We start from the raw sequence: 14,770 nt of genomic DNA, 5'->3' as shown, positions 1-14,770 counted from the left end.
CGAGTGGGGGGAGCCCTAGTGACGCAGCAGGTCCCGTCGACCGAGCCCGAGCTGGCCGCCGTGCGCAACTTCCGGGACGTGGGCGGACTGCCGACAGTGGACGGCCGGCGGGTGCGGCAGGGCGTGCTGTTCCGCAGCGGCCACCTCGCGCACGCGACCGAGGAGGACGCGGCGTTCCTCGCCTCTCTGGGCCTGCACACGATCTTCGACTTCCGCAACGCCGCGGACCAGAAGTTCGAGGGTCCCGACGTCGAGCTGCCGGGCGTGCGCAATGTGAACCTGCCGCTGAGCGACCCGGCGGACGGCGCCGAGTTCTGGAAGATGGTCCGCGACGGCGACCTCGACCAGCTGCGCGAGCTACTCTGCGACGACAAGGGCGCGAAGCGGATGATCGCGTCGTACCGCATGATCATCAAGGAGCGCACCGCCGAGCACTCCCGGGTGCTGCACTCGCTCGCCGAGGACAGCGTCCCGGCGCTGATGCACTGCGCCGCGGGCAAGGACCGCGCCGGCCTGTCGATAGCCGTGACGCTGCTGACCCTGGGCGTGGAGCGGGAGGCGATCCTCGCCGACTACCTGAAGTCGAACGCCAGGCACCGCCGCTACAAGGTGCGCCGCAGCAGCAGCGCCGCCTCGGCCTACTCCCCCGAGGTCATGGAACTGCTCAGCCCCCTGTTCGACGCGCGCGCCGAGTATCTGGCGACGGCCTTCGACACCATCGACGAGACGTGGGGCAGCGTGGAGACGTACCTGGAGCAGGGGCTCTCCGTCACTCCGGCGATCCGGGAGCGGCTGCGGGAGCGCCTGCTCGACTGACCGCTCACTGTTTGGCCCCCAGCGCGAACAGCAGGTAGATGAAGGCCGCGAACAGGTGCCCCACCGCCAGGTAGATGATCAGCGCACCCACAGGGCGCGTGGGAACTTCTCCTCCATGTTGCTCATGGCATCTCTCCGATGGTGGGGCCCAGGCACAGCGCGGCCGTGGGGCTCTGCAGCAGGGTGTGGACGAACAGGAGCTCCACGCCGCCGCGGTCCTCGGCGACGATGCGGTGCGGGGTCAGCGAGTCGAAGTGCGCGCTGTCGCCCGCCGCGAGCAGGTGCGTGGTGTCCCCGAGGCGCAGCCGCAGCCGCCCCTCGATGACGTACAGCCACTCCTCGCCCGGGTGCACGCGCACGATGTCGCCCTGGGAGCCGTGGGGCACGTGGACGCGCAGCTTTCACAAAGCGACCGGGGGCCGTCCGTGCCAACCACACGGGCGACCCTCACGAGCGGCTCCGTGTCGTCGGCGCGGACGGCCCCGGCCAACGTTGGTCTCGTTGCACAGTTCCGAGACCGTCGTACCTTGAAGTTCTCTCCCGGACGCAACCGGGAGACTCTCCCCTGGATCGCTCCGGGGAGTTTGACGGTCATGCCCGTCCGACGACGACCCTTCCGGCCGCAGGAGCAAGTGCAGGACCTGCTCGGACAGTTGGGGACTTGGTTGTCGCCCCCGACAGGAGGCCGATCATACCGCCCCGTCACTGGGTGCTGCCACACAATCGCGCACCGCAAGCACGGCGCCCTTCAAACCGTCATCGGTTGGCGACCGCCTGCTTGATCAGCGTCTTGCCGAAGTCCCACATCAGACCGCCGCCGCTGTGCGCGTCGTCCATCACGTCCGTGAAGGCGTCGACGAAGCGGTCCACCTCCCGTTCGCCGATGACCAGCGGGGGGATCAGCTTGATCACCTCCATGTGATCGCCGGACACCTGGGTGAGGATCCGGTGGCGTTGCAGCAGCGGGACGACCACCATCTGTGCGAAGAGCCCTTTGCGCGCGGCCTGCAGCATGGTCCAGCGGCTGCGCAGCTTCAGCGACTTGGGCCTGCCGAACTCGATGCCGATCATCAGGCCCCGGCCGCGGACGTCGGCGAGCAGCTCGTACTTGTCGATCAGTGCCGTCAGCCGGGACTTCAGCTGTTCCCCGGTCGCCCGGGCACCCGCCACGACCTGCTCGTTCTCCATGACGGAGAGCACGGCGAGGCCTGCCGCCATGGCCTGCGCGTTGGAGCCGAAGCTCGCCGAGTGGACCAGCACGCGGTCCATGGACGAGTAGACCTTCTTGAAGATCCAGTCCTTGCCGAGGGTGGCGCCGACCGGCACATAGCCCCCGGAGAGCGCCTTGGCCACACACACAAGGTCGGGTTCGACCCCGTCCTCGTGCTGGTAGGCGTAGAAGTCGCCGGTCCGGCCGAGGCCCGTCTGCACCTCGTCCAGGATCAGCAGCGCCTTGTGCTTGTGCAGCAGTTCCTGGGCGGCGCGCAGGTATCCGGGCGGGGCCTCGTGCACGCCCTTGCCCTGGATGGGCTCGACGACGAGGGCGGCGACGTCGCCCTTCTTCAACTCCCTTGCCAAGGCGTCGAGATCGCCGAGTGCCAGGGCAGTGTCGGGCAGCAGCGGGGCGAAGCCGTCCCGGAAGCCGTCCTCGCCGTTGACCGACAACGCCCCGGTGGTCAGGCCGTGGAAGGCGTGGTCGCAGTACAGGATCCGCGGCTTCCCGGTGGCGTAGCGGGCGAACTTCAGCGCGCCCTCGACGGCCTCGGTGCCGCTGTTGCCGAAGAACACCCGGTCCAGGTGCGGACTGTGCGCGAGCAGCTTCTCGGCCAGCAGCCCGGGCAGCGGCTGGCAGTCGAAGCGGGTGAGGTCGGCGAGCTGGGCGTCGAGGACGTCGTGCAGCGCCTTGCGGACGACGGGGTGGTGGCGCCCCAGGCCCATCACCCCGAAGCCGGCGAGCATGTCGAGGTACTCGTTGCCGTCCGCGTCCCAGAAGTACGGGCCCTCGGCACGCTCGTAGACCTTGTCGAAGCCGATGGTGTGCAGCATGCGCGGGAGCTGGTGGTTGAGGTGTCTGGTGTGCAGCTCATAGCGCTCGGCCCCGCGCTCGGCCAGCAGCGCGCCGAGGTCGAACTCCCCGGCCTGCGAGGAGGACGACGCGGGCTTGGCGGTGGTCATTCCTGTTTCTCCTTGGACAGCTCTTCCTGGACGGCCAGGGTCGCTTCCTTGACAGCCAGGCTCGCGCTGATCCGTCCGGCGACCTCGACGGGCGTGAGACCGATGTCGGCGAGCACCTCACCGCGCTTGGCGTGCGCGAGGAACTGCTCCGGGATGCCGAACCGCCGTACGGGGACGTCGACTTCGGCGTCCCCGAGGGCGAGCGCGACCGCGGCGCCGACCCCGGAGGCCCGGCTGTTGTCCTCGGCGACGGCGACCAGCCGGTGCTCGGCGGCGAGGCCCGGGAGGGCGGGGTCGACGGGCTTGACCCACCGCGGGTCGATCACCGTGCAGGTGATGCCGCGGGCTTCCAGCAGTTCGGCGGCCTGGAGGCAGACGGGCGCCATCACGCCGACGGCCACGAGGAGCACCTCGGGGGTGTCCGAGCCGCGGTGCAGGACGTCCAGTCCCCCCACCCGGTCGATCGCCGGGACGGACGGACCCACCGACTCCTTCGGGAAGCGCACCAGCGTCGGCGCGTCGTCCACCGTGACCGCCTCCCTGAGCTGCGCCCGCAACTGGTCGGCGTCGCGCGGCGCGGCGATCCTGAGGCCGGGGACGACCTGGAGGATCGACATGTCCCACATGCCGTTGTGGGAGGCCCCGTCGACACCGGTGACGCCGGCCCGGTCCAGCACGAAGGTGACGCCGCAGCGGTGCAGGGCGACATCCATCAGGAGCTGGTCGAAGGCGCGGTTCAGGAACGTCGCGTAGACGGCAACGACGGGATGCAGCCCGCCCGTCGCAAGGCCGGCCGCGGACACGGCGGCGTGCTGCTCGGCGATGCCGACGTCCCACACCCGGTCCGGGAAGCGGGCCGCGAACTTGGCGAGCCCCACCGGGTGCAGCATGGCCGCGGTGATCGCCACGACGTCGTCGCGCTCCTCGCCGATCCGCACGATCTCGTCGCCGAACACCGAGGTCCAGGAAGGCCCGTTGGAGGGGGCGAGCGGCTCGCAGGTGAGCGGGTCCATCACGCCGACCGTGTGGAAGTGGTCCTCCTCGTGGGCGATGGCGGGTTCGTAGCCGCGCCCCTTCTCGGTCAGGCAGTGGATCAGCACAGGCCCGTGGAAGCGTTTCGCACGCCTGAGCGCGGACTCGACGGCCCCGATGTCATGTCCGTCGATCGGACCGACGTACTTCAGCCCCAGGTCCTCGAACATGCCCTGCGGTGCGAAGGCGTCCTTGAAGCCCTTCTTCGCGCCGTGCAGGGACTCGTAGATCGTGTTGCCGACCACGGGCGTCCGCAGCAGTACGTCCTTCCCCCAGGCCAGCACCTTCTCGTAGCTGTCGGTCGTCCGCAGGGTCGCGAGGTGGTTGGCGAGCCCTCCGATGGTCGGCGAGTACGACCGTTCGTTGTCGTTGACGACGATGATCAGCGGCCGGTCCTTGGCGGCCGCGATGTTGTTGAGCGCCTCCCAGGCCATGCCGCCGGTCAGGGCCCCGTCGCCGATCACCGCGACGACATGGCCCTTCTCGCCCTGCACCTGGCGGGCCTTGGCGAGCCCGTCGGCCCAGCCGAGCGCGGTGGAGGCGTGGCTGTTCTCGATGACGTCGTGCTCGGACTCCTCCCGCGAGGGGTAGCCGGACAGGCCGCCCTTGCCCCGCAGTTTGGAGAAGTCCTGACGCCCGGTCAGGAGTTTGTGTACGTAGCTCTGGTGACCGGTGTCCCACAGGATGCGGTCGACCGGTGACTCGAAGACCCGGTGGAGGGCGATGGAGAGTTCCACCACCCCCAGATTGGGCCCGAGATGCCCGCCGGTCCTGGCCACCGCATGCACCAGGAACTCCCGTATTTCTTCGGACAGTTCGCCGAGTTCCGCCTCGGACAGCGCCTTCAGGTCGCGTGGTCCCCGGATGTTCTCCAGAATCGTCACGTCGGGCCCCCTATCGGTCCGTGCTGTTCAGCTCACGGTGACGGCCGGCTCCCCCGAGGCGACGCCGTCCTGCTCCATCTGTTCGGCGATCTTCATCGCCTCTTCGATCAGGGTCTCGACGATCTTCGACTCGGGGACGGTCTTGATGACCTCGCCCTTCACGAAGATCTGCCCCTTGCCGTTCCCGGAGGCGACGCCCAGATCCGCCTCGCGCGCCTCTCCCGGGCCGTTCACCACGCACCCCATGACGGCGACCCTGAGCGGCACCTCCATGCCCTCCAGGCCCGCCGTGACCTCGTCGGCCAGCTTGTAGACGTCGACCTGGGCGCGCCCGCAGGACGGGCACGACACGATCTCCAGCCGGCGCTGCCTGAGGTTCAGCGACTCCAGGATCTGGATGCCGACCTTGACCTCCTCGGCGGGCGCGGCGCTCAGCGACACCCGGATGGTGTCGCCGATGCCTCGTGACAACAACGCCCCGAAGGCCACGGCCGACTTGATCGTCCCCTGGAAGGCGGGCCCGGCCTCGGTGACGCCGAGGTGCAGCGGGTAGTCGCAACTCTCGGCGAGCAGCGTGTAGGCGTTGACCATCACCACGGGGTCGTTGTGCTTCACCGAGATCTTGATGTCGCGGAAGCCGTGCTCCTCGAAGAGGGACGCCTCCCACAGAGCCGACTCCACCAGCGCCTCGGGCGTGGCCTTGCCGTACTTCTGCAGCAGCCGCCGGTCCAGCGAACCCGCGTTGACCCCGATCCGGATCGGCGTGCCGTGATCCTTGGCGGCCCGCGCGATCTCCTTCACCTTGTCGTCGAACTGCTTGATGTTGCCGGGATTGACGCGCACGGCCGCACAGCCGGCCTCGATCGCGGCGAACACGTACTTCGGCTGGAAGTGGATGTCCGCGATCACCGGGATCTGCGACTTGCGCGCGATGGTCGCGAGGGCGTCCGCGTCGTCCTGCGTGGGGCAGGCGACGCGGACGATCTGGCAGCCGGACGCGGTGAGTTCGGCGATCTGCTGGAGGGTGGCGCCGATGTCGGACGTACGGGTCGTCGTCATCGACTGCACCGACACCGGGGCCCCGCCCCCGACCGCCACCGGCCCGACCTGGATCCGCCGCGACACGCGCCGCTCGGCGATCGGCCGGACCGGTACCTCGGGGACGCCCAAGGACACGGCGGTCATGACGTCACTCCCGGTTTCCGGAGACCGTCTCGCGCATGGCGCGCAGCGACTCCTTGAGGGAACCCATGGTGGCGAGGACGGCGGTGGGCTCGTAGCCGCAGTGCGCCATGCAGTTGGCGCAGCGCGGGTCCTTGCCGCGGCCGTACTTGTCCCAGTCGGTCTCCTCGATGAGTTCGCGGTACGTCGGGACGTACCCGTCGCTCATCAGGTAGCAGGGGCGCTGCCAGCCGAAGAGCGAGTAGTTCGGGATCGCCCAGGCCGTGCACGGGAAGTCGACCTTGCCCTCCAGGAAGTCCAGGAAGAGCGGGGAGTGGTTGAGCCGCCAGCGGCGCCGGTTGCCGCCCGCGAAGGCCTTCTTGAAGAGCTCGCGGGTCTGCTCCACGCCCAGGAAGTGCTCCTGGTCGGGTGCCTTCTCGTAGGCGTAGGCGGGCGAGATCATCATCTCGTCGACGTGCAGGTCGTCGTTGAGGAAGTTGAGCACCTCGATGATGGTCTGCGGGGTGTCCGTGTTGAAGAAGGTCGAGTTGGTGGTGACCCGGAAGCCGCGCTTCTTCGCCTCCTTGATCGCCTCCACGGCCTCGTCGAACACACCCTCCTTCGCCACCGACTCGTCGTGCCGCTCCCGCAGCCCGTCGATGTGCACGGCGAAGGCGAAGTAGGGAGAGGGCTTGAACTTGTCCATCTTCTTGCGCAGCAGCATGGCGTTGGTGCAGAGGAAGACGTACTTCTTCTTCGCCACCAACTGCCGCACGATCTCGTCGATCTGAGGATGCATCAGCGGCTCACCGCCGGCGATGGACACCATCGGCGCACCGGACTCCAGCACCGCCCCGACGGCCTGGGCCACCGGCATGCGCTGCTTGAGCACCCCCGCCGGGTGCTGGATCTTGCCGCAGCCCTCGCATGCGAGGTTGCACGCGAAGAGGGGCTCCAACTCCACGATGAGCGGGAACTTCTCCCGCTTGCGGAGCTTCTGTTCGGCCAAGTATGTAGCGACCTTGATGGACTGACGCAGCGGCATGGCCATCTGGCTCACCTCCTGGGGAGCAGCAAGGAACGGTGCCATTCGTAGAAAGCAGGAAGGACGGAACGAAGGACGCGGAAGGCTGATATTCCACCGCGCACCGTGCCGATCCGGACGAGTTCATGTTCTGGAGCGTCCACGACCACCCGGACGGCCGCAACGGGGCGTTCGCCCACGCGCACGGCGCTCAGAAGTGTGGCCGCGGACTCCATGTCGACCGCGATCGCGCCGGTCGCGAGCAGATCCGACCGTTCGTGACCACGTACCACGTGATCGGAGCCGGTGAGGGGCCCGGTGTGGACGGTGCGCCCGGGCAGGGTCCGGATCAGCTCCTTGACGAGCCGGTCGGTCCCGACGCACCGCACGGTGCCGCGCGGATCCCGGGTCTCCTCGGCGACGACCAGGTCGCCGGGGTGCATGCCGGGGGCCAGCCCCGCGCAGAAGCCCGTGGCCAGTACGGCGGCCTCACCGAGCGCCGGGTCGGCCAGCACCCGGGTGACGGAGCGCTCGGCCGCGGCCGGGCCCATCCCCGTGCGCAGGACCGTGACCGGCCCGTCGGTGCCGCCGCGGTCGCCGCTGCGCAGCGCGAGGTGCTCGATGCCGAGCGCGCAGGCGATGAGCAGCGGGGCCGGGGCGGGCTGGGGACTCATCAGCCCTCCTTGACCCCGGAGAAGGGCTCTCCGTGGACGTACCGGCCGAGTGCGGTGAGCGGGAACACCTGCCGGTAGAGGTGGTAGTTGATGGAGAAGTCCCAGGGGAAGCCGGTGCCGGTGAAGTAGGGCTCGTCCCAGGAGCCGTCCTCGCGCTGGGTGCTCGCGAGCCACTCGATACCACGCTCGACCGCCTTGGAGTCCCGCTCCCCGGCGGCCAGCAGCGCCATCAGCGCCCACGCGGTCTGCGAGGCGGTGGAGGCACCCCGGCCGCTCCATTCCTTGACATACTTGTAGGAACGCAGGTCCTCGCCCCAGCCGCCGTCGTCGTTCTGCACCGACTCCAGCCAGCTCACCGCGCGGCGGATCGACGGGTGCGAGGCGGGGATCCCGGCGGCGGTCAGGGCGGGTACGACGGACCCGGTGCCGTAGATGTAGTTGACGCCCCAGCGACCGAACCACGAGCCGTCCGCCTCCTGTTCGGCGAGCAGCCACTCGATGCCGCGCCGGGTGCGCGGGTCGTGCGAGAGGCCCTCGACGGCCAGCATCTCGACGACGTGCGCGGTGACGTCCGCCGACGGCGGGTCGATGACTTCACCGAAGTCGCAGAACGGCAGCCGGTTGGGGAACGGGCTGGTGTTGTCGACGTCGAAGGCGCCCCACCCGCCGTTCTTCGACTGCATCCCGAGGTTCCAGCGCACCCCGCGCCCGATCGCCCGCTCCAGCCGCTCCGGGTCGTGGTGCCTGACGCGGCGCAGCGCGAGGACCACCTCGGCGGTGTCGTCGATGTCGGGGTAGTTGTCGTTGTGGAACTCGAACGCCCAGCCGCCCGGGGGCAGTCCGGGCCGCTTGACCGCCCAGTCGCCCGGCCGGACGATCTCCTCGCCGAGCATCCAGTCCGCCGCCTTGACGAGCTGCGGGTGGTCGGCGGGAAGGCCTGCGTCAGCGAGCGCGATGGTCGCCAGGCAGGTGTCCCACACCGGCGACTGGCAGGCCTCGATCATCCGGGCCCCGTCCTCGCGCCACACCGCGTAGCGGTCCAGCGACTCGAGTCCGGCGCGCATCACGGGATGCTGGAGGTCGTAGCCCAGCAGGTGCAGGGCGATGACCGAGTACACGGCCGGCGGCTGGATCCCGCCCCAGCAGCCGTCGTTCTCCTGCCGTTCGACGATCCAGCGCGCGGCCGTGTTCATCGCGGCCTTGCGGAGTCTGCGCACCGCGACCGTGCGGTAGCCGCGCACGACCTTGTCGAGCCGCTGGAAGAGACCGTCCCAACTCGTCGGCGGAGCCAGGGGCTTGGGCGGGTTCGGGTTGGCGGCGTCGGTGTGCAGCTCGTCGAGCGCGAACGGCGCCGGACGCACCGGACGCTTCGCCGAGACGACGGTGAGCGGCACGATGGTCTGCCGCGCCCAGCACCCGAAGTTGTAGATGTTGAGCGGGAACCACTTGGGGAAGTAGAGCAGTTCCGGCGGGAGTTCGGGCAGGTCCTCCCACTTCCACCAGCCGAACAGGGCCAGCCAGATCCGGGTGAACACGCGGGAGGCGGCGATGCCGCCCCGCTCACGGACCCAGGCGGACGCCTTCGCCATGTGCGGCGCCTCCGGCGCGTCACCAGCCAGACGGAGGGCGACGTACGCCTCGATGGTGGTGGAGAGTTCGCCGGGTCCGCCGTAGAAGGAGGCCCAGGCGCCGTCCTCGCGCTGCTCGCCGCGGATGAACAGGGCGGCGGCGTGGGTGGTGGCCTCGTCGCGGATGCCCAGGAACTGACGCAGCAGCAGATCCTCGGCGTCCATCGTGACGTTGGTCTCGAGATCGCCCTTCCACCAGCCTTCGGCGTCCTGCCTGGCCAGCAGGAAGTCGGTGGCGCGCTGGACGGCGCGTACGGCGGCGTCGTGCACCCCGGCCGCCACGGGGGTGTTGATGTCGGTTTCGCTGGCCGCGGCAGCGCGGGGCGGCACGGCCCCGGTGCTTCCGTCGGTCGTCGCTGTCATGGCTTCCCCTTCGTGCAGTGTGCATACGGTGCGTCTGCTGTGGGTCCGCCGTCGGCCGGTGCGTTTCTTCCTCGCAACACCGGCCGGCGACTACGCGAGGGCTATTCGACCGATAATGATCATCTCTTTCGTACGACGACGAAGTCGGCGAGTGCCGTGAACTGCGCCCGCACCCGGTCGGGCATGTCGACGGCATCGAGGGCTTCGATGGCGATGGTGTGCTGACGTCGTGCTTCCTCGGCGGTCCATTCGCGGCCGCCCGCCTTCTCGATGAGGGCGGCACGGGCCGCGAACTCCTCCTCCGAGAAGTTCTCGAAATCGCTGCTCTTGGCGTCGGCGGCGAGGAGCTCGCCGAGCCGCTCGGACGCGGCACCGCTCGCCGCGAGCGCTGCCACGACCGGCAGGGACTTCTTGCGCTGGCGCAGGTCGCTCCAGGTCTGCTTACCGGTGGCGACCGGGTCGCCCCAGATGCCGAGCAGGTCGTCGACGGCCTGGAAGGCGAGGCCCAGGTGGTAGCCGTACTTCTCCAGGGTGTCGGCGGTGCGGTCGTCCGCGCCGCCGAGCACCGCGCCGATGGAGCTGGCGCAGGCCAGCAGGGCGCCGGTCTTGTTGCCCTCCATCTCCAGGCACTCCTCGACGCTGACGCGGTCGCGGTGCTCGTAGGAGATGTCCTGCGCCTGACCGTCGATCAGGGCGCGGGTGGCAGTGGTCAGACGGCGGGTGGCGCGGCCCGCCTCGACCGTGCCGAGCTCCAGCAGGACCTCGTTGGCCAGGGCGAACAGGGCGTCGCCGACCAGGATGGCCTGGGCCGGTCCGTGCACCTTCCAGACGGTGTCGCGGTGGCGGCGCTGTTCGTCGCCGTCCATCAGGTCGTCGTGCAGCAGCGAGAAGTTGTGGACCAGCTCGACGGCGACGGCGCCGGGGATCCCGGCCTCGGGCGCGGCACCGGTGACCTCCGCGGAGAGCACCGCGAGGGCGGGGCGTACGGCCTTGCCGCCGTCGCCGTCCGCCGGGTTGCCCTCGGCGTCGATCCAGCCGAAGTGGTAGGCGGCGACCGTGTCCATGGGAGATGCCAGGCGGTCGACGGCCGCCCGCAGTACCGGTGTGGCAAGGGTCCGGCCGCGCTCCAGGAGCGCGGTCACGTCCACCGCGGTCCTCCGAGCGGCCGTCGAGGCCGGGGGCACAGTGGGCACAGTCTCTCCTCTTGTCGCGGTACCGAAGGTGCGGGGGCCTGACGTGCCCTGCTGATCGAGCGTCACGCCGCCTCCTCGAACTCGAAGAGGTGACGGGGGCGGGGCCGGCCCAGGGCGCCGAGCACGGCGTCCGCCGCACTCACACCACTGCGGACCGCACTCTCCATGGTCGCGGGCCACCCGGTGGCGGTCCACGCTCCGGCCAGGTAAAGGCCGGATGCCTTGGTGCGGGCGCCGGGCCGCAGTCGCCCGACGCCGGGAGTGGGAGCGAACGTCGCCGTGCGTTCCCTGGTCACGAAGAAATCCTTCACCTCGGCCCCCCGCGCGCGGGGCAGCAGCCGCTCCAGCTCGGGAAGGTAGCGCTCGCGCAGCGCGGCGACGGGTTCGTCGATCTCGTCCTGCGCGGCCGACTGGGACAGGGCGAGGTACTGGCCCTGGTGGAGCCCCGACGCCTCGGTCCGGTCGAACACCCACTGCACCGGGGTGCCGAGGGCCGCGAAGAACGGCCTGCCGAGCACCTTGCGGTCGTAGACGACATGGACGTTGAGGATCGGCGCGGTACCGATCTCCAGAAGCCGTTCGGGGGCGTCCAGCGCCCCGGCAGGCAGCAGGTCGTGGGCCTCGCGCTGCGGGACGGCGAGGACGACCGCGTCCGCGCGGAGTGTCTCGCCGGGAACTTGAACGCTCCAAGTCCCGTTGTCGTCAGTAGAGATGGAGGTGACGCGTGTACGGATCTCGGTACGCACGCCCGCGGAGTCGAGCGCCTTGCGGGCCAGCCGGTCATGCAGGTCGCCCAGCGGGACGCGCGCCCATCCGATGTCGGCCGCGCCCGGGTCGGACAGCAGACCGGTCTTGAACACCATCGCGGCGAGCCCGAGCGAGCACTCGCCCGCGACCGCGTTGAGGGTGGCGACCCCGACCAGGTCCCACAGGGCCTCGACGGCACGCGCCGACTGACCGTGCGCGGTCAGCCAGCTGCCGAAGTCCTGCGTGTCCAGGTTCGGATCGGCGAGGTCGAGTCCCTTGAGCGCGAGCGCGGCACGCCCCACTCTGGCCCGCTCGGCGAGCGAGAGATGCGGATACGTGGCGAGGCTGCGCCCCAGATGCAGGGGCACCGGCAGCGCGTCGCGCCGCAGTCTGCCCAGCCGCCGCCCCTCGGGCCGCGCCACGTCGAGTACGGGCACGTCGAGACGATCCTGCAGCGGAGCCAGCGCCGCGCCCTCGATGCGGTCGAGGAACCAGCGGTAGGCGGTGCAGCAGCGCAGGTACACGTGCTGTCCGTTGTCGACGGTGAGTCCGTCGCGCTGGAAGGAGAAGGCGAGCCCACCCAGCCGTGGCCGCCCTTCGAGCAAGGTCACCCGGACTCCGGCGTCGGCGAGCGCGAGCGCGGCGGTGATGCCGGCGAGCCCGCCGCCGATCACCACGGCGTCCCGCCCGAGCCGTCCCGGCGTGTCCGCGAGCGACGCGCCGGGCTGCGTACCGTCGGTCATCGTGCACCCTCCCCCGAGCGCCCGCTGTGCGCTGTGATCCGTGCACGGCAGGCCGTTGCAGTCAGGGACGCCGTGCCCCACCGGAGGGTTGCGTGCCACTTTTCGCCGACGGCATCACCTTGGACCGAATTGTCCATCAGGCGCGCCTCCTGACGGCCCGCCGCGTCACATGCCGGGCGTCGAGGCCCGACAGGCCCCGCACCGCGACGTACGCCTTCTCCCGTCCGGGCAGCGAGACCCGGCCGCGCAGCACCGCCTCCGGGTCGCGCTCGATGCGGTCGAGGAGACGGCGGTAGATGCCGGCCATGGCGGCCACACACGCGCCGCTGCGCCGGTCGAGCATGGGGAGCAGCCGGTAGCCCTCGGCGAAAAGGGCGCGGGCCCGACGCACTTCGAAGTGCACGAGGCCCGCGAAATCGGCGCCCTCCGGTGGTTTCGGCCCCTTGAAGCCCGCCGAGCAGCCGAACTTGGCGAGGTCGTCGGCGGGCAGATAGGTGCGCCCGCCCTCGGCGTCCTCACGGACGTCCCTGAGGATGTTGGTGAGCTGAAGCGCGAGCCCGAGCGTGTCGGCGTACTCCGGCGCGCGCTCGGCGCCGCGCGCTTCCGGCTGCGTACCGAACACGCCGAGCGAGAGCCGCCCGATGGCGCCCGCCACACAGCGGCAGTACACCTTCAGGTCGTCCCAGGTCTCGTAGGTCTCGCCGCGTACGTCCATCAGCACGCCGTCGATGAGTTCGTCCAGGCCGCCGAGCGGGATCGGAAAGGTCTCGGCGGCGTGGGCGAGGGCGACGGCGACCGGGTCCGTGTCGTCCTCGGCGACCGCGCCGTCGCGCACCCGGGCCAGCATCGCCCGGGTGTCCTCGAGTCTCGTGCTCTTGATGTCGCCGGCCAGCGCGCCGTCGCCGATGTCGTCGACGCGCCGGGAGAAGGCGTACAGCGCCGACATCGCGCGCCGCTTGGGCGTCGGCAGCAGTCTGATGCCGTACGCGAAGTTACGGGCCTGCTGTCCGGTGACGGCCTCGCAGTAGCTGTAGGCGGCGAGTACCGGTGCGGACACGTCCTGTTCCGACTCCACGGTCCGGATCACCCCTTTCCTCGCAGAGTCACGCCCACCTCGCGCAGCAACCGGAGCTTGCCGGGCTTGGGCGGGCCGGGAAGTACGTCGTATTCGGCGGCGGCGATCGCGTGGATCGCCGCTCTTCCCCCCGCCACGAACCCTGCGAGCAGCAGCTTCAGCCTGCCGTGGACGCTACCCACCAGGGGGGCGCCTTCATTCAGGAGATCGCGGGCGCGTTGCGCTTCGTATGCAACCAGTGCGCGCACTGATGCGCCCCCGATTTTCGTGGCGAGATCCGCCTCCTGGACGTGAAAACGCTTCATATCCGCGGCGGGCAGGTAGATGCGGTCGCGGCCGAGGTCCTCGGCGACGTCCTGGAGGTGTTCGACGATCTGCAGGGCCGTGCAGATCGCGTCGGAATGACGGATCCGCTCCGGGGTCGAGGTGCCGGTGACGGCGAGGACGAGACGGCCGACGGGATTGGCGGACAGCTCGCAGTAGGCGAGCAGGTCGTCGTAGGTCTCGTAGCGCGTGACGAACTGGTCCTGGCGGTTGGCGGCGATCAGGCCGAGGAAGGGCTCGGGGGTCAGCGCGCGGCGGCGGACGGTCGGCTGCAGGCGGCGCAGCAGCGGGTGGCGTGGCCCTGAGCCGGCCGTGTCGAAGACCCGGTGGAGGTCGGCCTCGAAGGCGTCCAGCATCACCAGGCGGTTCTCGGCGTCCGCGGGCGGCACGCCGAGCAGACGGGCGTCGGCGCCGCCGGGGGCGAGGTCGCCGTCGCCGATGTCGTCGACGAGGCGGGCAAAGCCGTAGACGGCCATGAGGTCGGCGCGCCAGCCCCTGGGCAGGAAGAAGGGGGCCACGGGGAAGTTCTCCGCCGCGGCCTTGTCGAGCGTGCCGCGCTCCGTTCGGCCGGGGCGCGTCGTGCCGGTTCCCGTCACCGTCGGCTGCCCGCGCCGGGGACGGCACGTGCTGCGTGGAGCTGGGGAGTTTCCGTAGCCATTGCCGTCACATCTCCCGTTCTACACCGCCGACCCAATACCCACTATTTCGGACACGCCGCCCGGCCGTCCGCGCGGCCGCCTCGGCAGCGGATGTCGCGCATTATCGCCCCACTTGCCGCGATTCGGGACGGCCCCAGCTTACGTTGTACAACGCGCCAAGGATCTCCGGGGTGTCCTGCGCATCACAAGAACACACCAATTGGCCTCAAGATTCCTGAGGCGGGCCGAAGTTGACGTTTCCTTTGCAGACGCGGAGCCCCGCCGGAGCAGTT

The 14,770-nt window shown here is 70.2% G+C and carries 12 protein-coding genes and 2 pseudogenes; 1 reads left to right on the top strand and 13 read right to left on the bottom strand.

Annotated features, from left to right (window positions below):
* The first annotated feature begins 18 nt into the window (after positions 1–18).
* The gene (locus QFZ76_RS41850) at positions 19–816 is read left to right on the top strand and encodes a tyrosine-protein phosphatase (RefSeq protein ID WP_307678562.1); all 798 of its coding nucleotides are present in this window, start codon (positions 19–21) and stop codon (positions 814–816) included.
* 4 nt (positions 817–820) lie between these two features.
* On the opposite strand, the pseudogene QFZ76_RS41845 reads toward QFZ76_RS41850, so the two are convergent.
* The 13 genes and pseudogenes from QFZ76_RS41845 to hpnC all read right to left on the bottom strand — a co-directional run bounded on the left by QFZ76_RS41845 (position 821) and on the right by hpnC (position 14,435).
* Positions 821–942 (bottom strand): annotated as a pseudogene (locus QFZ76_RS41845) (DUF6126 family protein).
* Positions 939–1,403 (bottom strand): annotated as a pseudogene (locus QFZ76_RS41840) (cupin domain-containing protein); the annotation flags it as partial. The pseudogenes QFZ76_RS41845 and QFZ76_RS41840, both read right to left, overlap by 4 nt.
* 169 nt (positions 1,404–1,572) lie before the next feature.
* Positions 1,573–2,991 (bottom strand): aspartate aminotransferase family protein, encoded by a 1,419-nt coding sequence (locus QFZ76_RS41835; RefSeq protein ID WP_307678561.1) that lies wholly within the window; start codon positions 2,989–2,991, stop codon positions 1,573–1,575.
* Positions 2,988–4,907, bottom strand: a complete 1,920-nt coding sequence (dxs, locus tag QFZ76_RS41830) for a 1-deoxy-D-xylulose-5-phosphate synthase (protein ID WP_307678560.1) — start codon at positions 4,905–4,907, stop codon at positions 2,988–2,990. The genes QFZ76_RS41835 and dxs overlap by 4 nt, the downstream gene beginning before the upstream one ends.
* A gap of 27 nt (positions 4,908–4,934) precedes the next feature.
* Positions 4,935–6,092, bottom strand: a complete 1,158-nt coding sequence (ispG, locus tag QFZ76_RS41825; protein WP_307678559.1) for a flavodoxin-dependent (E)-4-hydroxy-3-methylbut-2-enyl-diphosphate synthase — start codon at positions 6,090–6,092, stop codon at positions 4,935–4,937.
* Positions 6,093–6,096: 4 nt separating this feature from the next.
* Positions 6,097–7,119 (bottom strand): adenosyl-hopene transferase HpnH, encoded by a 1,023-nt coding sequence (gene hpnH, locus QFZ76_RS41820; protein ID WP_307678558.1) that lies wholly within the window; start codon positions 7,117–7,119, stop codon positions 6,097–6,099.
* A gap of 5 nt (positions 7,120–7,124) precedes the next feature.
* Entirely contained in the window at positions 7,125–7,766 is a 642-nt protein-coding gene (locus tag QFZ76_RS41815; protein ID WP_307678557.1) for a 1-hydroxy-2-methyl-2-butenyl 4-diphosphate reductase, read from the bottom strand.
* A complete protein-coding gene (gene shc, locus QFZ76_RS41810) occupies positions 7,766–9,757 on the bottom strand; it encodes a squalene--hopene cyclase (protein WP_307678556.1) in 1,992 nt (663 codons plus the stop codon). The genes QFZ76_RS41815 and shc overlap by 1 nt, the downstream gene beginning before the upstream one ends.
* 119 nt (positions 9,758–9,876) lie before the next feature.
* Entirely contained in the window at positions 9,877–10,941 is a 1,065-nt protein-coding gene (locus QFZ76_RS41805) for a polyprenyl synthetase family protein (RefSeq protein ID WP_307680286.1), read from the bottom strand.
* Positions 10,942–11,012: 71 nt separating this feature from the next.
* Positions 11,013–12,440: a hydroxysqualene dehydroxylase HpnE gene (gene hpnE, locus QFZ76_RS41800; RefSeq protein ID WP_307678555.1), complete on the bottom strand. Its 1,428-nt coding sequence runs from the start codon at positions 12,438–12,440 to the stop codon at positions 11,013–11,015.
* The gene (locus tag QFZ76_RS51970; protein ID WP_373464436.1) at positions 12,437–12,577 is read right to left on the bottom strand and encodes a DUF6380 family protein; all 141 of its coding nucleotides are present in this window, start codon (positions 12,575–12,577) and stop codon (positions 12,437–12,439) included. The genes hpnE and QFZ76_RS51970 overlap by 4 nt, the downstream gene beginning before the upstream one ends.
* Positions 12,577–13,527 (bottom strand): presqualene diphosphate synthase HpnD, encoded by a 951-nt coding sequence (hpnD, locus tag QFZ76_RS41795; protein WP_307678554.1) that lies wholly within the window; start codon positions 13,525–13,527, stop codon positions 12,577–12,579. The genes QFZ76_RS51970 and hpnD overlap by 1 nt, the downstream gene beginning before the upstream one ends.
* Positions 13,524–14,435: a squalene synthase HpnC gene (gene hpnC, locus QFZ76_RS41790; protein ID WP_307678553.1), complete on the bottom strand. Its 912-nt coding sequence runs from the start codon at positions 14,433–14,435 to the stop codon at positions 13,524–13,526. Before hpnC ends, hpnD begins: the two co-directional genes overlap by 4 nt.
* Positions 14,436–14,770: the final 335 nt, after the last annotated feature.

Origin of the sequence: Streptomyces sp. V4I2 (assembly GCF_030817655.1) — a bacterium.
GTDB lineage: Bacteria > Actinomycetota > Actinomycetes > Streptomycetales > Streptomycetaceae > Streptomyces > Streptomyces plumbiresistens.
The sequence above is the reverse complement of the archived record's forward strand: the minus strand, read 5'-3'. Positions and strand labels throughout refer to the sequence as shown.